General features: G+C 72.9%; 15 protein-coding genes. 10 read left to right on the forward strand and 5 right to left on the reverse strand.

Annotated features, from left to right (window positions below):
- The first annotated feature begins 290 nt into the window (after window positions 1-290).
- The 3 genes from radC to ACESMR_RS07565 are packed head-to-tail and all read left to right on the forward strand — an operon-like array spanning window position 291 to window position 3,060.
- Window positions 291-1,019, forward strand: a complete 729-nt coding sequence (gene radC / locus ACESMR_RS07555; RefSeq protein ID WP_373046439.1) for a RadC family protein — start codon at window positions 291-293, stop codon at window positions 1,017-1,019.
- Entirely contained in the window at window positions 1,016-1,288 is a 273-nt protein-coding gene (locus ACESMR_RS07560; RefSeq protein WP_373046440.1) for a hypothetical protein, read from the forward strand. The genes radC and ACESMR_RS07560 overlap by 4 nt, the downstream gene beginning before the upstream one ends.
- Window positions 1,285-3,060 (forward strand): RecQ family ATP-dependent DNA helicase, encoded by a 1,776-nt coding sequence (locus ACESMR_RS07565; protein WP_373046441.1) that lies wholly within the window; start codon window positions 1,285-1,287, stop codon window positions 3,058-3,060. Before ACESMR_RS07560 ends, ACESMR_RS07565 begins: the two co-directional genes overlap by 4 nt.
- 35 nt (window positions 3,061-3,095) lie before the next feature.
- Here ACESMR_RS07565 and ACESMR_RS07570 read toward each other — a convergent pair whose 3' ends face one another.
- Both ACESMR_RS07570 and ACESMR_RS07575 read right to left on the reverse strand, forming a co-directional pair.
- Window positions 3,096-3,449 carry a hypothetical protein gene (locus tag ACESMR_RS07570; protein WP_373046442.1) on the reverse strand — a complete coding sequence of 118 codons (354 nt, stop codon included), beginning with the start codon at window positions 3,447-3,449 and terminating at the stop codon, window positions 3,096-3,098.
- 169 nt (window positions 3,450-3,618) lie between these two features.
- Window positions 3,619-6,975 (reverse strand): tetratricopeptide repeat protein, encoded by a 3,357-nt coding sequence (locus ACESMR_RS07575; protein ID WP_373046443.1) that lies wholly within the window; start codon window positions 6,973-6,975, stop codon window positions 3,619-3,621.
- A 129-nt stretch (window positions 6,976-7,104) separates the two neighbouring features.
- Between ACESMR_RS07575 and ACESMR_RS07580 the strand changes: the two genes are divergently transcribed.
- Window positions 7,105-7,578 carry a hypothetical protein gene (locus ACESMR_RS07580; protein WP_373046444.1) on the forward strand — a complete coding sequence of 158 codons (474 nt, stop codon included), beginning with the start codon at window positions 7,105-7,107 and terminating at the stop codon, window positions 7,576-7,578.
- A gap of 127 nt (window positions 7,579-7,705) precedes the next feature.
- On the opposite strand, the gene ACESMR_RS07585 is transcribed toward ACESMR_RS07580, so the two are convergent.
- The gene (locus ACESMR_RS07585) at window positions 7,706-8,287 is read right to left on the reverse strand and encodes a single-stranded DNA-binding protein (RefSeq protein ID WP_373046445.1); all 582 of its coding nucleotides are present in this window, start codon (window positions 8,285-8,287) and stop codon (window positions 7,706-7,708) included.
- Between the two features lie 111 nt (window positions 8,288-8,398).
- On the reverse strand, window positions 8,399-10,630 hold the full coding sequence (gene dacB, locus ACESMR_RS07590; RefSeq protein ID WP_373046446.1) for a D-alanyl-D-alanine carboxypeptidase/D-alanyl-D-alanine-endopeptidase: 2,232 nt from the start codon (window positions 10,628-10,630) through the stop codon (window positions 8,399-8,401).
- A gap of 246 nt (window positions 10,631-10,876) precedes the next feature.
- On the opposite strand from dacB, the gene ACESMR_RS07595 reads away from it, so the two are divergent.
- The 6 genes from ACESMR_RS07595 to ACESMR_RS07620 all read left to right on the forward strand — a co-directional run bounded on the left by ACESMR_RS07595 (window position 10,877) and on the right by ACESMR_RS07620 (window position 17,696).
- The gene (locus tag ACESMR_RS07595; protein WP_373046447.1) at window positions 10,877-11,233 is read left to right on the forward strand and encodes a response regulator; all 357 of its coding nucleotides are present in this window, start codon (window positions 10,877-10,879) and stop codon (window positions 11,231-11,233) included.
- A gap of 90 nt (window positions 11,234-11,323) precedes the next feature.
- Entirely contained in the window at window positions 11,324-12,868 is a 1,545-nt protein-coding gene (locus tag ACESMR_RS07600) for an ABC transporter substrate-binding protein (protein WP_373046448.1), read from the forward strand.
- On the forward strand, window positions 12,865-13,788 hold the full coding sequence (locus ACESMR_RS07605) for an ABC transporter permease (protein ID WP_373046449.1): 924 nt from the start codon (window positions 12,865-12,867) through the stop codon (window positions 13,786-13,788). Before ACESMR_RS07600 ends, ACESMR_RS07605 begins: the two co-directional genes overlap by 4 nt.
- Entirely contained in the window at window positions 13,785-14,675 is an 891-nt protein-coding gene (locus tag ACESMR_RS07610; protein WP_373046450.1) for an ABC transporter permease, read from the forward strand. The genes ACESMR_RS07605 and ACESMR_RS07610 overlap by 4 nt, the downstream gene beginning before the upstream one ends.
- Before the next feature lie 32 nt (window positions 14,676-14,707).
- Complete coding sequence (locus tag ACESMR_RS07615; RefSeq protein ID WP_373046451.1) at window positions 14,708-15,448, forward strand: hypothetical protein; 741 nt, start codon at window positions 14,708-14,710, stop codon at window positions 15,446-15,448.
- Between the two features lie 34 nt (window positions 15,449-15,482).
- On the forward strand, window positions 15,483-17,696 hold the full coding sequence (locus tag ACESMR_RS07620) for a choice-of-anchor D domain-containing protein (protein ID WP_373046452.1): 2,214 nt from the start codon (window positions 15,483-15,485) through the stop codon (window positions 17,694-17,696).
- A gap of 7 nt (window positions 17,697-17,703) precedes the next feature.
- On the opposite strand, the gene ACESMR_RS07625 is transcribed toward ACESMR_RS07620, so the two are convergent.
- On the reverse strand, window positions 17,704-18,774 hold the full coding sequence (locus ACESMR_RS07625; protein ID WP_373046453.1) for a YihY/virulence factor BrkB family protein: 1,071 nt from the start codon (window positions 18,772-18,774) through the stop codon (window positions 17,704-17,706).
- Window positions 18,775-18,829: the final 55 nt, after the last annotated feature.

Genomic DNA, 18,829 nt, shown 5'->3' on the forward strand with positions numbered 1-18,829 from the left:
TTGCGAGATTCTTCCCGCTTCCCCATCGCTGCAGCGCGGCCTCCGTCCGCGTGGCCGCCGGTCCGGCGCTCGGGCCCGGTCCGCCTCCACTGCAGGCCCCCGGTTGCAGAACCCCCCGTCATCACGGGCCGGGCCTCGGGGCACCGCCGCTGCACCCCGCCGCTCTGCGAGCCGGAGGCGAGCAAGCGCAGGCATGGGCGCTCTCGCGCGGAGCGCGAGTGAAGGAAACGGTCCCGTCCTCGCGGAGCCGATTCCTTCCTCCCGCTGAGAGCCCGAACGAGGAGGAAAGGATGCGGCAGGACCTCGCAACGTCGTCGACGGTGGGATCGCTAGCGACGGAAGATGCGCCGGCGCTCTCGGTGGTGCGGTTGCCCCTCGAGGTGCGGCCGCGGGAGCGGTTGCTCGAGGCAGGCGCCTCGCAGCTTTCGGAGGTCGAGCTCCTCGCCATCGTGCTGGGAGCGGCGGGGCCGGTGCCGGCGGTCCGGGCGGCGGAGGGGCTGCTGGGGCGCTACGGCTCGCTGCCGGAGATGGCGCGGTGCACGCCGGGGGAGCTGGCGGCCGGCGGCGTCGGCAGGGTCCGGGCGGCCCGGCTCGTCGCGGCGCTCGAGCTGGGGCGGCGCTCCCTCGAGCCTCGCAGCCGGGAGCTCTCGCTCACCAGGCCCGAGGACGTCTACCGCTACGCGAGGCCGCGGCTGGGCCACCTCACCCACGAGGTCTTCCACGTGCTCCTGCTCGACGCGCGGCACCGGCTGGTGGCCGATCGCCGGGTCGCCGCAGGTGGCCTCGCCTCCTGCGCGATCGCGCCACGGGACGTCTTCGAGCCCGCCATCCGGGAGGCGGCGCCGGCGCTGGTCTTCCTCCACAACCATCCGAGCGGCGATCCCACACCCTCCCGGGACGACATCGAGCTCACCCGCCGCCTCGCCGAGGGGGCGCGGGTCCTCGGCATCTCCCTCATCGACCACGTGGTCGTCGCCGACGGCGGTTTCGCCAGCCTCGCGGAGATGGGGAAGCTATGAGCCGGTTCCTCGCCATCGGGGCCCTGGCTGCGGCGGCCCTCCTCGTCCTCCTCGGCCTTCTCCTCCGGCAGGAGGCGGTACGCGGCGAAGCGAGCGTGGCCCGCATCCTCCCCCACGCGGCGCTCCTCGCCTACGGGGACGGCACCTTCGGCATGGTGCCGCGCTCGGCGCTGCCCGCCGGTGCGCTGGTGGGCGATCGCTTCGAGCCTGGGGCGGGCGCCGCGCCTCGGCTCGCTGCGGCGCCAGCGGCGGACGGGGGTTGGCGATGACGGCCCTCGTGGTAGAAGAGCCGCCGCTCATGGATCTCTCCCCCGACGGCCTGCGCGCCTCGCTCCAGCAGCACTTCGGTTTCGACGGCTTCCGGCCCGGCCAGGAAGCCGTGGTGCGCTCGGTGCTCGAAGGGCGATCGACCGTGGCGGTGATGCCCACCGGCGCGGGGAAGAGCCTCTGCTACCAGCTCCCGGCGCTGCTCCTGCCAGGCACCGCGCTGGTGGTGAGCCCGCTGGTCGCCCTGATGAAGGACCAGGTCGATTCGCTCCAGGCCCGCGGGATCCCGGCGACCTTCATCAACTCGTCCATCGACGACGGGGAGAAGGCCCGGCGCCTCGACGGCGTCCGGCGCGGCGCGTTCAAGCTGGTCTACGTCGCACCGGAGCGCTTCCGCTCCGGCGCGTTCCTCGACGCGATCCGCGAGGTGCAGCTCGGCCTCTACGCGGTCGACGAGGCCCACTGCATCTCCCAGTGGGGCCACGACTTCCGACCCGACTACACCAGGCTCGGGCAGGTGCGCTGGGTGCTGCGGCCGCCGCGGACCCTGGCGCTCACCGCCACCGCGACGCCGGAGGTGCGGGACGACATCGTCCGGGTGCTGCGCCTCAAGGATCCGCAGGTCTCGGTGGCGGGCTTCGACAGGCCGAACCTCTTCTTCGAGGTGGCGCAGGTCGCCAACGAGCACGAGAAGCTCGTGCGGATCGCGCGGGCCTGCAAGGACGGCGGCGGCGTCGTCTACTGCGCCACCCGCCGCGACGTGGAGAAGGTGGCGGGCCTGCTCGACGAGCGGGGCGTCCCCGCCCTCGCCTACCACGCCGGGATGACCGACGAGGAGCGGCACCGGGTGCAGGACGCGTTCATGGAGCGGGACGACGCCGTGGTCTGCGCCACCAATGCCTTCGGCATGGGCGTGGACAAGCCGACCATCCGCTTCGTCGCCCATTTCGCGGTGCCGAAGACGATGGAGGCCTACTACCAGGAGGCGGGGCGCGCCGGTCGTGACGGCAAGCCCGGCAGGGCGCTGCTCCTCTTCAACCACGCCGACGTCCGGCTCCAGGAGCGGATGATCGAGGGGAACCACCCCAGCCCGAAGCTGCTGGCGGATCTCTGGGAGCGGCTCGGCCACCTCGGTGGCGGCGAGCTGCGGCTGACGGAGCGCGAGCTGGCGAGCAGCATCGGCGCGAGCCCGATCGAGGTCGGCTCGGCGCTCAAGCACCTCGAGCGTGCGGGTCACGTGGTTCGAACGCCGCGCTCGCTCCTGGTGCAGGATCCCGGCGCGGAGCTGCGGGTCGATTTCGAGGGGATGTCGGCACGGCGGGAGCGCGAGCTCTCGATGCTGCGCCGGATGACCAACTACGCCTACCACCAGGGCTGCAGACGCGCCTACCTCCTCGCCTACTTCGGCGACAGGGGCACCTCCTGCTCGGGCTGCGACGTCTGTTCCGGCCCGAAGGATCCACCGCCGCCCCACGAGCTCGAACAGCGGCGGACCAGGCGCAGGGGTGGTGCCTCGTCGCCCATCGTCGACGACGGTCCCTACGACGGGGCGGTCTTCGAGGCGCTGCGGGAGATGCGGACCACGCTGGCGAAGGCGGAGGGCGTTCCGCCCTACGTGGTCTTCAACGATCGCACCCTGCGCGCCTTCGCCCGGGCGCTGCCGCAAACGGAGGAGGCGTTCCTCGCGGTGGCGGGTGCGGGTCCGGCCAAGTGGGAGCGCTACGGCGTCCACGTCCTCGCGGCGGTGGCGCAGGCGCAGGGCCGCTCGGCGTAAGGCGACGCCGGCTCCGTCGAATCGCTCCGGGCGAATCAGCTCTGGCGGAGGGCGAAGACGCTGGCGGTGAAACGGAACGCCGAGGCGATCAGCACCGAGGCGCAGAGGATCACCACCACGCCCACCGCCGGTACCACGGCGCCGGCGAGCCAGCCCGGCAGCCTGCCCTGGGCGACGGCGCCGATCAGCTCCCCCTGCAGGCCGAGCTCGATGATGAGGCGCATCGGCAGCCCGTAGATGGCCCCGGCTGCCCGCTCGTAGACAGGACCGGGCAGCCGCTGGTGCAGGAGCTCGAGGACCAGGCCCAGGCTCGCGTAAAGCACCGCCAGGTAGAAGCCCTGGAGCAGGATCGCTCGAAATACCTGCTTGCTGCGCTGGCTGTCCGTCACGTCGCTCCTCGTCGCGTACCGGGCTCTCTCGCGACCGCCCCCGCGGGCGGTGGGCCGGCGGTCCGGTGCGCTTCAACGCGCGGCGGCGCCCGATCGATTCCGGGAAAGCCGGGGACGATGGGCCTGCGATGCCGGCGAAGTCAACCGGGCGATCCCCTGCGAAAGCCCCCTATTTGCCCGTGCCGAGACGGGAGCGGACCTCGCGCGCCGAGGGACCGTCGGGGGAGGCCCGGAGGTAGCGGGCGAGAAGCTTCTCGCCCTCCGGCCGATCGCCGTGCGCGAGGAGGTGGAGGCCGAGGGCCCGAAGGATCTCGGGCGACTCGCCGTCGAGCTCCCGGGCCTTGCGCAGGTGGGTCTCGGCGCCTGCCTGATCACCTGCCGCAGCGAGGATCTCGCCCAGGGCGAGGTGGGCGGTGGCCGAGTCGGGTGCGATCGCGACCGCCTCCTCGGCGTGGGCCCTTGCGCCGGACCGCTCGAGGGAGCGCTCGACCGCAGCGAGGGCGACGAGGAGCGAGCCCCGCAGCGCGGGCGCCGCGTCGTCGCCGAGCCGTGCCACCTGGCCCTCGAGACGCTTCGCAGCAGCAGCTGCCTGCCCGTCGGCGACCTGTGCCCGGGCGGCGCCGAGCTGCGCCGCTGCAGAGGCCGGCTGGAGGTCGAGGGCGCGGCCGTAGGCGAGCCTGGCCGGGCGGGCTGCACCGGCGGCGAGGCGGAGCTCGCCGAGCCGGATCCAGAGGCGCGGGTCGCTGCCGTCGGCCCTGGTCGCCTGCTCGAGGAGCGCGATGGCCGCCCTGCTCTCCCCGTCGCGCAGGGCGAGCTCTGCCCTGGCGGCGAGGACGGCGGCCTCGCGGGGGCCACGGCGCTTCGCCTGCGCGATGCGGCGCTGCGCCTCCTCGGCCTTCCCCTCCCGTGCCTCGAGCAGCGCGAGCGCAGCGAGGGCCTCGGCGTCGTCGGGGGCCTGTTCGACGGCGGCGGCGAGGGCTTTGCGGGCGCCGGGGAGATCGCCTGCGGCGAGAGCCGCGGCGCCGAGGGCGGTGCGGGCTTCGGCGTGGAAGGGGTTGCGGGCGAGCGCCTCCTCGAGCGCGGCCCGGGCGCCTGCGGCATCACCCCTGCGGAGCAGGAGGCGACCGAGGGCGCAGCGGGCCTCCACCGAGTCGCGGTCGAGGCCGACGGCTTCGCGGAGCGCTGCCTCCGCCTCGTCGAGGCGGCCCTCGCGGACGAGGAGCGCCGCGTACGCCCAGCGGCCGGTGGTCTTCGCCCGAGAGCCGGTGCCGAGACGCTCGAGGTTGCGCCGCGCCTTGTCGAGACGACCGCTCTGCAGATCGGCGAGCGCGAGATAGACGACGGCCTCCACCGGCATCTTCCCCGCCTGCCTGGTGGCGGTGCGGCGCAGGGTGCTGCGCGCGCGATCGAGGGAGCCCGAGCGGTACCAGGCGATCCCCTTGAGGAGCTGGAGGCTGCGCTCGCCTTTGCCGGCGGGAACCGCCGTCACCGCCTTGTAGCGCTCCCGGGCGAGGAGCGCCCGGGCCCACGCTTCCCGGTGGCGGAGCGGCGAATCGCTCCCGACCGCGTCGACGCGGAAGAGCTCCTCGGCGCGATCGGGCGCACCGACCGCGACGAAGGTGTCGGCGAGGGCGGGGAGCAGCTCGGCGTCCCCGGCGGCGCCGGCGCGGAGCGGCTCGAGGACCGCGAGCGCCTCCTCGCGCCGTCCGAGCGATGCGAGCAGGCGCGCCTTCACCTGCACGTAGCGGCTGCGCTCCGCTGCGGGAACGGCGTCGGTGCCCACCCGGGAAAGGCCGGCGAGTGCCTCCTCCAGCGGTGCCCGCTCCTTCGCCAGCGCGAGCTGTGCCTCGGCGGCGCCGAGGAGCGCGAGGGGATGATCCTCCACCACCGCCAGGGCGAGGCGGTCGTAGCGGAGCGCTTCGCTGTGCTCATGGCGCTCGCGGTAGTAGTCGGCGACGTGGACGAGAGTGGGCACGTGGCCGGGAACGCTGGCGACCGCCGCGTTGAAGCGCTCGATGGCGGCGGCGGAGTCGCCCCGCTCGAGGAGGATCGCACCCGCGAGGCTGTGGACGGTGGCTCCCGCCTTGCCGGGATCGGCGGCGAGGATCGCCTCCTCGATCGACTTCCGCTCTGCGGGCTCCGCGAGGAGGAGCCTCGTGGCGAGGACGACCTCCGGTTCCGCCGCCACCTCGGCGGGGCCGAGGAGCCGTGGGGCCTCCGCCGCATCGACCCGCTCGCTGCCGTAGCGCTTGGCCAGCGTGGCGATCACCTGCGCCCGCAGCGCACGAGCGGTCGGATTGTGCTCCTCGCGATCGAGCACCTCGTCGAGGGCGGTGAGGCTCGCCTCGTACGCGGCGCGGGTGTCGCGGAGCAGGCCGTTGCGGGCGGCGGCGGTGTAGCGCGCCACGTCGTCGGCGTGCGTGGCGGCACGGCGGTATTCGTAGGCGGCCCAGGCGGCGCCGCCGCCGGTGGCGAGGAGGAGGCCGAGGCTGATGCCGAGGCGGTGGCGACGGAGCCAGGAGGGCGGGCGGGCCTGCTCCGCGGCGAGGCGCTCGCGCAACTCGCGCTCGTAGACGGCGGCGACGTTCGCGGCCTCCTCGGCGACGACGCTCGGCTCCGGCTGCGGTGGCGCTGGCGGCTCCTGGGGCGGGGCGGGGAGCGCGCCGAGAAGATCGTCGGCAGGCTGCTCGCCGGTGGGCTCGCGACGAATTGGAGGCGGCGTCGCTGGGGCGCGTGTGAGGGGCGGCGGGCCGGCGGGACGGGCCGGCGTTTCGCTGGCGCCAGCGGGAGCGGTGTCGTCTTCCGCTGCGGCCTGCTCTGCCGATGGCGCTGCGTCGTCGCCACCAGCGGCGGCAGCCTCCTTGCGCACCGGCTGCTGATCGTTGGGCCAGCCCGAGAGCTCGTCGACGGCGGTGGTTTCGGGGGGCGGCACGCCCTCGGCGAAGTCGGACGCGGGGGGCGGCGGCGTCGTCGCTCGGAGCGGCGTCGTGGCGCTCTCCTCGACGGGAACAGGCGCCGCTGCAGCGACGCGCTCCGGCGCGGGAACGCTGGCCTCTGCCGCACCGGTCGTCGGTGCCGCAGCGGGGTCGGCTGCGGTGGCTTTGGATGCAGACGGCGACGAAGCGGCGCCGCCCTCTGCGCGAGCGAGGAGCGCCTCGATCCGCTCGTCCCCCGGCGCGAGCGCGCGGGCCTTCTTGAAGAGCTGCAGGGCCGAGCGCTGCAAGCCGCGGTCGAGGAGCGCTTCGCCCACCGTGGCGTGGACCTCGGGATCCCGGGGGCGCGCAGCGAGGGCCGCCTCGAAATGCGTCCGCGCGTCGGTCGCCCGCCCGAGGCGCAGGAGCGCCCGTCCGCAGAGGATCCGCGCCTCGACGTGCTCGGGGTGGTGCGCGAGCCCCGCGGTGCAGACCTCCACCGCCCGCGCGGCCTTGCCTCGTTGCAGCAGCTCGCTGGCGAGATCGACGAAGACCATGGAAGCGGGATCCGCCTCCAGCAGCTGCTGGTACTGCTCGAGCCTCGAGTCGGCCATCGTCGTCGTCCCTCACGAATCAGGCGGCCGAATCTATCAAAGGTGAAAATCTGGGCAACGATCGCTAAGCCTGCCGGATGATTGGGCCTTTCTTGAGGCTCCCCGCAAGGCTCTGCTAGTGTTCGCCGCATGACGCGCTTCGCCCGCCATTTCTGCGCCCTGCTCGTGCTCGCCGCCGCCGGCTGCGCCTCCGGCCCGGCCCGCACCACCGAGCAGCTCACCCTCGCGTCGCGCGACTACCACGACGCCCTGCAATACGGTGATTTCCAGGTGATCGCGCGCTACCTGCGCGCGGACGCCCGCACCGATTACCTCGCCCGTGCCTTCGGGATGGAGAAGAGCCTCTCGGTGCTGGAGTTCACCACCATCGGCACGGAGATCGCGCCGGAAGGCGAGAGCGCCCGGATGGTGACGCGGCTCTCCTGGTACGAGCTCCCCTCCACGGTGGTGAAGACGGAGAACGTCTTCATCCAGTGGAAGCGGATCGGCGGCGGCGTCGCCACGGACGGCGTCTGGACCATCGACTCGATCGAGGGGGGCCCGCTGCCGGTGGAGCCCGCAGCGGAAGCCGCCGAGCCGACCGAGGCTGCGCTCCAACCCTGACCGCCGGTCGTCCCACGTGGGACGATCCTGTCGCAGCTCCGTCCCACGCTCCCACGTGGGACGATCCTGTCGCAGTGACGCCGCCGCTCCCACGTGGGACGAGCGGCGGGCGCCACCACGCTATCGGCTAGAAGGGGATGTCGTCGTTCGGGCCGCCGCCCTCGCCGAAGTCGCCACCGCCGCCGTAGCCGCTGCCGCCGCCACCGCCACCGTAGCCACCGCCGCCGCCCCCATAGCCGCCGCCCCCACCGCCGGAGCCGTAGCCCCCGCCGCCGAAGCCGCCACCGCCGGCACCACCGGCACCACCGGCACCGCCTCCGCCGAAGCCGCCACCACCGGCGCCACCGCCACCGAAGCCGCCGCCACCCTCACGGCCACCGCCGCCGAGGAAGACGACCTGGTTCGCCACGATCTCGGTGGTGAAGCGCTTCTGGCCGTCCTTGTCCTGCCACTCGCGGGTCTGCAGCCGGCCCTCGACGTAGCACTGGCGGCCCTTCTTGAGGTACTCGCCGCAGAGCTCGGCCAGCTTGCCCCAGACCACCACCCGGTGCCATTCGGTGCGCTCCTGGCGCTGCCCCGCGTTCTTGTCCATCCAGGAGTCGGTCGTCGCCATGCGGAAGTTGGCGACCGCCTGCCCGCCGGGCGTGAAGCGGATCTCCGGATCCGCACCGAGATTCCCGAGCAAAATCACCTTATTGACGCTGGCCATGACACACCACCCGTTCCCATCGAAGAGGCGCACACCACGCGCGCCCCACCATCCGGCTCTCTAGCACGGGGGGCTGACATTGCCCCGTCGAGAGTCGAACGGTCAACGGTCTCACGGGTTGGCGTTCTTCTCCGGGTCCAGGGCGCCGCCAGCGGTCGATGCCGCAGCGGCGATGCTGGCGGTGAGCCGGCTCTCGAGGCTCCTGGCGAAGGTCGCGAGCACCGGGTCCTGCCCCTCCGCAGCAGAGGCGAGGGCGGTCTTGAAGGGATGGATCTCGCGCTTCGGCTCGGGTGTGGGCGCCTCCTCGGCCGCCGGCGACGCCAGCGCCCTGCCGAGGAGCTGGACGGCGACGGCCTGCGTCTCCCCGCTGGCCCCGTTCAGCGCCGCGAGGAGGTCGCCTGGTGCGGCGCTGCCCACCTCGGCGAGCCCCACCGCCACCTCGGCGAGGAGCACCTCGTCCTCCGGCCGCTGCGCAGCCAGCCCGAGCAGCAGGCCGAGCGCGTCCGCGCTTCCGTCCGCGGCGAGATCGACCAGCGTGTTCACCAGGGGCAGCGGCAGCGAAACCCGCTCGGCAGCCTCCCGGAGCCTGCCGTAGACCTCCGGCGCAGCGGAGAAGGCCTCGAGCACCGCCACCCGCGCCGAGCCGTCCTCGGGCTCCGAGAGGTGGAGCGCCTCCGCCACCACCGCCCGCACCGCCGGATCGGGCTCCGAGCGGAGCGCCGTCCGCAGCATCAGGCCATTCCGCGCGTCGGCAGCCTTACCGAGGTTGTGGTAGGTCACCATCCGCGCGCCGAGCACGTCGATGGGCGTCTTCGGCTCCCACGCCGGCGGCTGCGCCAGCGCCACCGCGGCGTCGCCGCCGCCGGGAACGTCCACCGTGGCCACCGCTGCGCCGATGGCGTCGACCCCGGGGATCACCCGCGACAACCGCCCCGGGTAGTCGTTGACGAGCACGGCGAAGGCCAACTCCCTGCCCCCCACCGAGGTGGCGTAGCCCGAGAGCGCGGTGACGTTCTGCAAGGTGCCGGTCTTGGCCCGGATCCGCCCCTGCGCCGGCGTGCCGCCCATGCGGTTGCGGACGGTGCCGTCGACACCTGCCACCGGCAGCGAGGTGAGGAGCTCCGGCGCCACGAGCAGCTCCTGCCGCGCCCAGGCCAGCACCCGAACGATCTGCCGGGCGCTGATGCGGTTGGTGTCGTTGAGGCCGCTGCCGTTCTTCATCACGAAGGATCCCCGCGGGATCCCCGCCTGGCCGGCGAGCACGTCCTCCACCACCGAGACGCCCTTGGCCCACGTCCCCGGCGCCCCCTCGACCTCGGCGCCGAGGGTCTTGAGGAGCATCTCGCTCATGTGGTTCTGGGACCATTTGTTCACGGTGTGGACCAGCACCGCGAGGGGCTCGGACCAGTCGACGAAATAGGTCCGCAGCCTGTCGGGCACCTTGCCGAGGCGCACCTTGCCCCGGACCTTGATCCCCTGCTCGCCGAGCATCGCCTTCAGGGTCTCGCCGGCGTAGATCGGCGGGTTGGAGACCCGCCGCCACACCGGGCCGCCGCGCCTGCCGGCGGGCATCCGCGCGTCGACCACGATCCGCTGGCGCTTCCCCTCGTCGAGGGATTGCACCGCGATTCGCCGCCGCGAGCGGGCAGGCGTGGTCACGCCGTGGTTCTCGAGCACGAGGTAGTCGGAAGCGGGATCGAGCTCCACCCGCGCCCTGGCGCCGACCTTTTCCGCCGGGTGGACGTGGACGGCCACCGCGTTGAAGTTGAGCGAGACCGCTCCCGCCCCCGCCATGTAGGGCCTGTCGGAGTCGTCCTGCTCCCAACCCGGGCCGTCGTATTGCGGGTCGAACCAGGTATCGTCGACGACGATGCTCCCCTTCACCTCGAGCAGCCCGAGCAGCCGCAGCTGCCGCACGATCCGATAGAGCCGCTCGGTGTCGAGGGAGGGATCGCCCTTGCCGCGCACGTAGAGGTTGCCCTGCACCACGCCCCCCACCGGCTCCTGGTCCACGTAGAACTCGGTGGCGTAGCGGAACCCCGGCCCGAGCCGCGACAGCGCCGCCACGGTGGTGAGGATCTTCATGTTCGAGGCGGGGTTGAGCAGCTCGTCGGCGTTGTGCTCGTAGACCGGCCGTTTCGTCTCGAGGTCGTAGATCAGCACCCCGGTCCGCGCCCTGCCCAGCGGGGTGGAGTCGAGGATCCGTTCCACGGCCTCCCGCAGCTCCCGCTCCTCGGGCACCGCCGCCCGGGCGGGTCGCTGCCCCACGAGGAGGAACAGCAGCAAAGCGGCGGCGAGCCAGCGGGCGCAACCCGCGGGACGGCAGAGACGAGCGGCGGTCACGGAATTCACCTCGGAGCGCGAGACGAAGAGGAGCCTCGGCGCAGGCTTGCCCGCTTGCCGGGTGCCCACATGCGACGATTGTAGGTGTCGACCGCTCGAGGAGCAAGTTGGCGAAAACCCGCACATTTTCGCCCCCGGACAGGCGAGCGACGCCCTGTGTGGGTGCTGCCCCTGCCGTGGCCCCCACGAGCGCCGGTGCATAGCCTTCGCCGCGTTCGCATCCCACGACCCACGCGGGAGGAGCTCGTGTTGCGGATCCTCGTGGTGGAAGACGACCCCGACATCCGGGACGTCCTGGGAGAGCTGCTGGTCGACGAAGGCTACCAGGTGGTCGCAGCGGGCTGCGGCGACGAGGGACTGCGGCGGCTGCAGGACGAGCAATTCGACGTGGTGGTGAGCGACTATTCGCTGCCCGGCCGCACCGGGACGGCGATGCTCCGGGCCGCGGCGCAATGCGGCAGGCTCGCCGGGCCGGCGATCCTGATGACCGCCCATCCGAAGCCGGTGGTCGACCAGGGGGTCCGGCTCCTCCGCAAGCCCCTCGACCTCGACGAGTTCCTCGACGAGATCTCGGCGGCGCTCGGTCCACCGGTCTGGCGCTGAACCCACACCGGGCACCGCGCCAGAAGTGGGGGCACGCCCGTTCGCCTGTTGGACCGGAGGCACCGGGCCGTTACAGTGGCCGCCTCGCCGATGACTCGCCTCCCGCTTCTCCTCGCCATCGCCTTCGCCTTCCTCGCCGCCTGCACCAGTGCGGAGCGGGGCGAGAACCGCCTCGTGGTCGCGGTGGAGTCGCCGCCCGAGACCCTCGACCGGCGCATGGCGCTCGGCGCGACCGCCATGCGCGTGGCCCACCTCGTCACCCCCGGCCTCACCCGGATCGACGCTGCGGGCCGGGCCGTTCCGGATCTCGCCGCCTCCTTCACCGCCGACGACCCGCGCAGCTGGCGCTTCGTCCTCCGCGAGGGCCTCCTCTTCTCCGACGGCACGCCGCTCACCGCAGCCGACGTGGTGGCGACCTGGCGCTCGGTCCTCGATCCGGCAACCGGCTCGCCCCACCGCGGCGGCTACGGCTACCTGGAGGCAGTGGAGGCGCCGGACCCGCGCACGGTGATCTTCCGGCTCGCCGCGCCCTTCGGCGCCTTCCCGGTGGACGCGAGCCTCGGGATCCTCCCGTCGCGGCTCGTCGCTCCCGAGCACCGCGAAGCGCTCCGGGCCCGGCCCATCGGCGCAGGTCCCTACGTGGTGGAGAAGTGGGAGCGCGACGAGCAGCTCCTCCTCGCCCCCAACCCGCGCTACCACGGCGGCGCGCCCGCGCTGCCCCTCGAGATCCGCACCGTGCGGGACGAGACCACCCGCGTCCTCGAGCTGCGCAAGGGCCGGGTCGACGTGCTCCTCAACGCGGTGAGCGCCGCGCTCCTCCCGGCGCTCCGCGAAGAGCAGCACCTCTCCGTCACCGTCGGCCCCGGCGCCGGCGTCTCCTACCTCATGTTCAACCTCGAGGATCCGCTCCTCGGGCGGCGCGAGGTGCGCGAGGCGATCGCCCTCGCCCTCGATCGCGAGGCGATCGCCCGCTACAAATTCAAGGGCGCCGCGCGGATCGCCGACACGTTCTTGCGCCCCGAACATTGGGCCTACGAGGACGAGACGGCGAAGTGGCCCCACGATCCGGCGCGCGCGAAGGCGCTGCTCGACGCAGCGGGCTACACCGATCCGGACGGCGACGGCCCCGGCACGCGGTTCCGGTTGAGCTTCAAGACCTCCACCGATCGCTTTCGCCGCAGCGTGGCGCTGGTGATGGCGGCGCAGCTCGCCGCGGTAGGCATCGGCGTGGACGTCGCTCCGCTCGAGTGGGGTACGTTCATGGGCGACGTGAAGCGCGGCAACTTCCAGCTCGCCACGCTCAAGGTGACGCCGGTGATCGATCCCGATCTCTTCCGGCTCATCTCCCACTCGGCGTCGATCCCCAGCGAGGAGACGGCGTGGGGCGGCATGAACCGGATGCGCTATCGGAACGCCGCCGTCGACGCGCTGCTCACGCAGGGACGCGAGGCGACCGATCCCGAGGCGCGCCGCGCGGCCTACGCCCAGGTGCAGCGGGTCCTCGCCAGAGACCTCCCCACCCTGCCCCTCGTCCACGAGGATGCGGTGGGCGTCGTCGCCACCGACCTGGAAGGCGTCGTCGTCGATCCGCAGGGCAGCCTGCACAGCCTGGCCGCAGCGCGGAGGGTGGAGTGAAGGAAGCGCTGCGCAAGGCCTTCGGAACCCTCGTCGCCGCCCTCGGCGCGGTGATCCTCGTCTCGGTCTTCCTCGATCTGGTCCCCGGCGATCCGATCGACGCCATCCTCGGCGAGCAGGCCCGCGAGACCGACCGGGCCTCGCTCCGCGAGGCGCTGCACCTCGACGAGCCGCTCGTCGCACGCCTCTGGTACTTCGCCAGGGACGCGGCGACCCTCGAGCTGCGGACCTCGGTGCCGCCCTTCCAGGACCAGGTCTTCTCCCGCATCGCCGACGCGCTGCCCAACACCGCCCTGCTCGCCTTCGCCTCGCTGGTGGTGGCGCTGCTCCTCGCCTTTCCCCTGGGCGTGCTCGGCGCGAGCAAGCCGGGCGGGCGCGTCGACGCTGCGGCGAGCGGCTTCGCCGTGCTCGGCGCGGCGCTGCCGCGGATCTGGCTGGGACCGATCCTCATCCTCGTCTTCGCGATCACCCTCGACTGGCTCCCGGTCTCGGGGCTCGAGGAGCCGGCGGGGCTCATCCTCCCCTCGATCACCCTGGGCACGGCGCTCGCCGCCTTCCTCGCCCGGATGATCCGCGCCTCGGTCCTCGACGCGGTGGGCGAGGACTACGTGCGCACCGCGAAGGCCAAGGGGCTCCCCGGCCACGTGGTGCTGCTCAAGCACGCGCTGCGCAACGCGATGCTCCCGGTGCTCACCGTGCTCGGCCTGCAGCTCGGCGCGCTCCTCGGCGGCGCGGTGGTCACCGAGAAGGTCTTCAACTATCCCGGCATGGGGACGCTGCTCCTCCAGGCGATCGACCGGCGCGACTACAACATGGTGCGGGCCTGCGTGCTCACCTTCACCCTGGCCTACGTGCTGGTGAACCTGCTCACCGACATCGCCTACGCCTCCGCCGATCCGCGGGTGAGGGCGCGGCGATGAGGAAGCTCGCAGCGCCGCCACCGGCGCCTGCCACCATCGCCGCTTCGCCGGAGCCGCTGCCGCCGCGGCGCCGCCGCCCGATCCTGAAGGGAGTGGGCCCCTGGCTCGGCGCCGGGATCGTCTGCGCGCTCACCCTGCTCGCGATCTTCGCGCCGCTGCTCAGCCCCCACGACCCGCGCACCATCTCGCTGCCCGACGAATTGCTCGGGCCCAGCGCGAAGCACCTCCTCGGCACCGCCGAGAACGGGATCGACGTGCTCTCGCACGTGATCCACGGCGCCCGCGTCTCGATGGTGGTGGGGCTCCTCGCCACGATCATCTCCGCCACCGTGGGCACGCTCCTGGGCGCGGGCGCCGGCTACGCTGGCGGCTGGGTCGAGGACGTGCTCATGCGCGTCGTCGACGTGCTCCTCGCCTTCCCCGGCATCCTGCTCGCGATCTTCATCACGGCGGTGCTGGGCCCCTCGCTCTGGAACGTGATCATCGCCCTCTGCGCCACCGGCTGGACGGGCTACGCGCGACTCGCCAGGGCCCAGGTGCTGGGCCTGCGGGATCGCGAATTCGTCCACGCGGCCCGGGCGCTCGGCGCCTCGGATGCGCGGATCGTGGTGCGCCACCTGCTGCCCAACCTGCTGGGACCGGTGGTGGTGCAGGCCACCTTCGGCGTGCCGGCGGCGGTGCTGGCGGAGGCCTCGCTCTCCTTCCTCGGCCTCGGCGTTCCGCCGGGCACGCCGTCCTGGGGCGCGCTGGTGGATCAGGGCACGCAATACCTGATGATCGCGCCGCACGTGGCCCTGGTGCCGGGGCTGATGATCGCGGTGTCGGTGCTGGGCTTCAACCTGCTCGGCGACGGGCTCCGGGATCGACTCGATCCCAGGCGGCGGTGATCCGGCGGCGGCGTAACGCACATCGCTTCCGCATGCGCCGAATCGCTGCCCTGCTCCTCCTCGCCGCCTGCGGCGGGACCGCCGAACCGCTCGCCCTTCCTCCTGCTGCCGAGGAAGACGTCTGCAACGACACGGCGATGGCGGTATGCGTGGCGCCGCAGGCCGCCCATCTCGTGCCGTTCGGCTCCGTCGTCGTGGGCGCCCGTCGCGAGCTTGCACTCGAAATCGGCAGCGTCGAGGAAGCCGTCTCCCTGCGCTCTCTCCTCTCCATTCCGCCCCCATTCTCCGCCAGGCTCCCTGACGGCGAGGAGGTTACGCCGGGCTCCTCCACCCGGGTGATCTTCGCCTTCGCACCCACTTCCCTCGGCGAGTACGCGGTCGACGTCGAGGTTGCCGGGCTGAAGCTCCAGCTGGCCGGCTGGGGTGTCGAGCCGTTTCTCGTCTGCGAGACCGCCGCGCTGGACCTGGGTACCGGCGCGGTGGGCGAGACGCTCGAGGCCCGGCTCGCCTGCGATTCGACGAGCGAGCTCGCCATCCGCCTCTCGAGCACGTGGGCGGTCGGTGGAAACGGATTCGATGCGACGTACGACGAGATGCTCCTCGGCAGGGCCCGCCTGGAGGTCAACATCCGTTTCGAAGCGGAGTCCCCCGGCAGCTTCTACGACCACCTCCGCTTCGTGCCGTACGAGAACGAGTACGGAACCGAGCCGGTCGCCATTCGCGTCCGCGCCTGCATCACCGCCGCCGACGGCAGCGGCTGCGAAGGCCGATAGGCCGAACGCCCCCACCCCCGCTATGCTGGAGCCCATGCGCCGCCTCCTCCTCGCCGCACCGCTGGTGCTCGCCGCCTGCACCTCCTCCAGCGATCCCGCCACGAAGGGAGGCGCCGCCCTCGAGCTCGGCAGCGAAGCGATCGCGTTCCCGATCACCGCCAGCGGCACCCGCACCGTCGCCACCCTCGAGCTCCGCAACGGCGGCGGCGCCCCCCTCGACATCGTCACCGTCCGGCTCGACGAGCCCTTCCGGCTCGACGGCGCGATGCCGAGCCGCATCGCCCCCGGCGGCATCGCCACCCTGCCGATCGCCTTCGTCCCCCACGAGGCGGGCAGCTACGCACAGCCCCTCACCGTGCGCACCGCCGCAGGCGACGCCACCGTCCAGCTCACGGGCGAGGCGGTGGCGAGCGCGCTGCGCTGCGGCCAGGTGACCTTCCCCCCGGCCATCGCCGGCACCGGCAGCAGCGCCGAGGTGGTCTGCGAGAGCCGCCTCGATCGTGAGCTCACCGTGCGCGCCGGCGACGCGGAGGGAAGCGGCGCAACCAGCTTCCGCGCCGCTGCTGGCTCGCGCGACATCGAAGCCTTCTCCACCTTCACCTGGCCGGTCTCCTTCAGCGCCGGCGCCCCTGGCGAAGCCGTGGCGGCGCTCCCCTTCCTCGACGGCGAGGACCGCCTTCTCGGAACCGCCGCGCTGCGCGCCCCCTCGGTGACGAGCTTCCTCACCGTCGAGCCGCCAGCGTCGTGCGACACCGGCGGGCACTTCCTCGGCCACGTGGGGCCGGGCTTCCAGCGCACGGCGAATTTCGCCGTCGAGAACATCGGGCCGTCTCCCCTCACCCTCGGCGACCTCGCCTTCTCCAACCCGGCCTTCACCGTGGAGCCGGCGAGCCTCACCCTGGGGCCCGGCGAGCAGGCCAACCTGGTGATCGCCTTCGCTCCCGATGCACTCGGCCCCAGCGAAGCGTGGCTGCGCCTCACCCCCGACGCAGCCGGCGTGCCGCCGGTGGAGCTCTGCTTCCGCGGCAACGGCGCCGGCCCATCGCTCACCTGCAGCCCCGGATCGATCGATCTCGGCGCGATGCCCGTCGGCCTGGCCGCCACCGCGCGCTTCACCTGCACCGCAGAGGCGCGGCTCGGCAACGAGGGTCCCTTGCGCGTCGTCGAGGTCTACGGCGAGCACCCGGCGCTCCGCGTCACCCACGAAACGCCGAGCGAATACGCGGCGGGCTCGACCTTCACCATCGAAGCGACCCTCACCCCGCAGGGAGCAGGCGCGGTGGAGGCACGGCTGGTCATCGAGACCGACGACCTGCGCACGCCCCGCCTGCCGCTCACCGTACGCGGCGGGGGAACGCCAGCCAGCGATTGCGTGATCCCCACCGCGCTCGCATTCGGCCTGGTGGAGCCGGGTACCGTGCGCGCGCTCGCGCTGCAGATCGGCAACCCGGGCCAGCAGCCCTGCTGGATCGGTCCCGCCCACCTGCCGGAAGCCGGCCCCTTCGCCGCGACCGACCTGCCCGCAGGTGAGTTCCTCGCGCCGGGTAGCACCCGCCTCGTCCCGCTCACCTTCGCGCCCACCGGCACGGCGCCCCGGGAGGCGGATCTCACCTTCGCCACCCTCCAGGGCAACCGCACCGTGCGTCTCACCGGCAGCGGCAACCCGAGCTGCATCGCCCTCGAGCCCGAGACCAGCGATCTCGGCTTCCTCCGCACCGGCTGCCGCTCCGCCGGCGCCACCACCCGCGTCCACAACACCTGCGACATCGTCCTCCGCATCGATTCGGTCACCACCGGCAGCGGCGGCGATGGGCAGCTCAGCGCCTGGAGCCGCTCGCTCCTTCCCGCCAACCTGCAGCCCGGCGCCTTCCTCGAGGTCGGCTACCAATTCGGCGTCGCCTCCCTGGTGGGCGATCGCGCTGCGGCCGTGCTGATCGAGGCGGGCGGCGCCGAAGGCCCCGTCGTCATCCCGGTCGGCGCCACCGCCACGGCGGATCGCGCGGTCGACCTCTTCGTCGTCGACGAGGGCCGGACCGACTTCCCGCTCCGCGGCGTGCCGGAGGACACCGACGCCGACGGACATCTCGAGGACGGCACCGAGATCGAGGTGCGCGTGGACGGCGAACGCCTCCCGGAAACCTCGGGCTGGCTCTGGAACCCATCGACCAACGAGGTGCGCTTCACGCAGGCCGACATCCCACCGCCGGGCAGCGAGCTCGCGATCGAATACCGGCCGGTCTGCCACTGACCTCGCGCTACCGCCTGCGTCGCCCTAGGAGGAAACCGACGACGAAGAGCGCGCCGGGCAGCGCCAGGGAGCGCCGGCGCACCACCGGCTCGCGCCGCCGCACCACGAGCCCGGCACCCGGCTTCTCGTCCACGCAGGAGGCGGGCCCCACCGCCGACGGCGCCGGCAGCCGCCGGGCCTCCCGCACCTTGTGGCGCTCGGTCTTGGGCAGATCGCTGCCGGTCTGGTCCATCCGCCGCGCGCCCACCCGCTTGCCCTCCGGCGAAAGGTGCTCGAGCACCGCGTTGATCTCCGCGCCGAGCAACACGACCATCGACGAGATCCACATCCAGAAGAGCAGGATGATCACCCCGCCCAGCGCCCCGTAGCTCACCTCGTAGTTGCCGAAATTGGCCACGTAGATCGAGAAGCCGGTGGAGGCGAGCAGCCAGATGATCACCCCGACCACGGAGCCGGGGGTGATGAAGCGGAAGCGCTGCTCCACGTCGGGCAGGAAGTAGTAGAGCAGCGCCCAGACCAACATGATCAGGAGGCCCGCCACCGGCAGCCGCAGCCAGAGGATCACCTGCTCCGGCCAGCCCCCGATCGCCCCCGCGACCGCAGGCGCCGCCACCGCAGCGGCGGTGGCGAGGACCGAGATCGTCGCCGCCACCAGCGTGGTGGCCACGGCGATGCCGCGCACCTTCCAGATCGGCCGCGATTCGCGCACGTCGTAGGCACGGTTGAGCGCCCGCATCAGCGCGGCGATGCCGGTGGATGCGGACCAGATCGCGCCGACGGCGGAGAAGGTGAGGAGCTCGGGGCTGCCGCCCTCGCCCAGCGCCTCGAGCCGCCCGCCGAGGATCTCGACGACCGCCGGTGGGGCGACCCTGCCCAGCTCGTCGATGAGCAGCTGCGCCTGGGTGGGATCGATCACCAGCGCGGCGAGGGAGACGAGGAAGAGCAGGAAGGGAAAGATCGCGAGGATGCCGAAGAAGGTGAGCGAGCCCGCCACGTCCATGAGGTCGTCCCGCTCGAACTCCTCCTTGAGCTCGAGCAGGAAGGCCTTCCACTTGATGTCGCGTCCAGGCAGGACCACGGCGACCCCCCGCAGCGGGAAGGTTGGCCATTGCCCCCACGGAGATCAGCCCCCG

Origin of the sequence: Vulgatibacter sp. (genome assembly GCF_041687135.1) — a bacterium.
GTDB lineage: Bacteria > Myxococcota > Myxococcia > Myxococcales > Vulgatibacteraceae > JAWLCN01.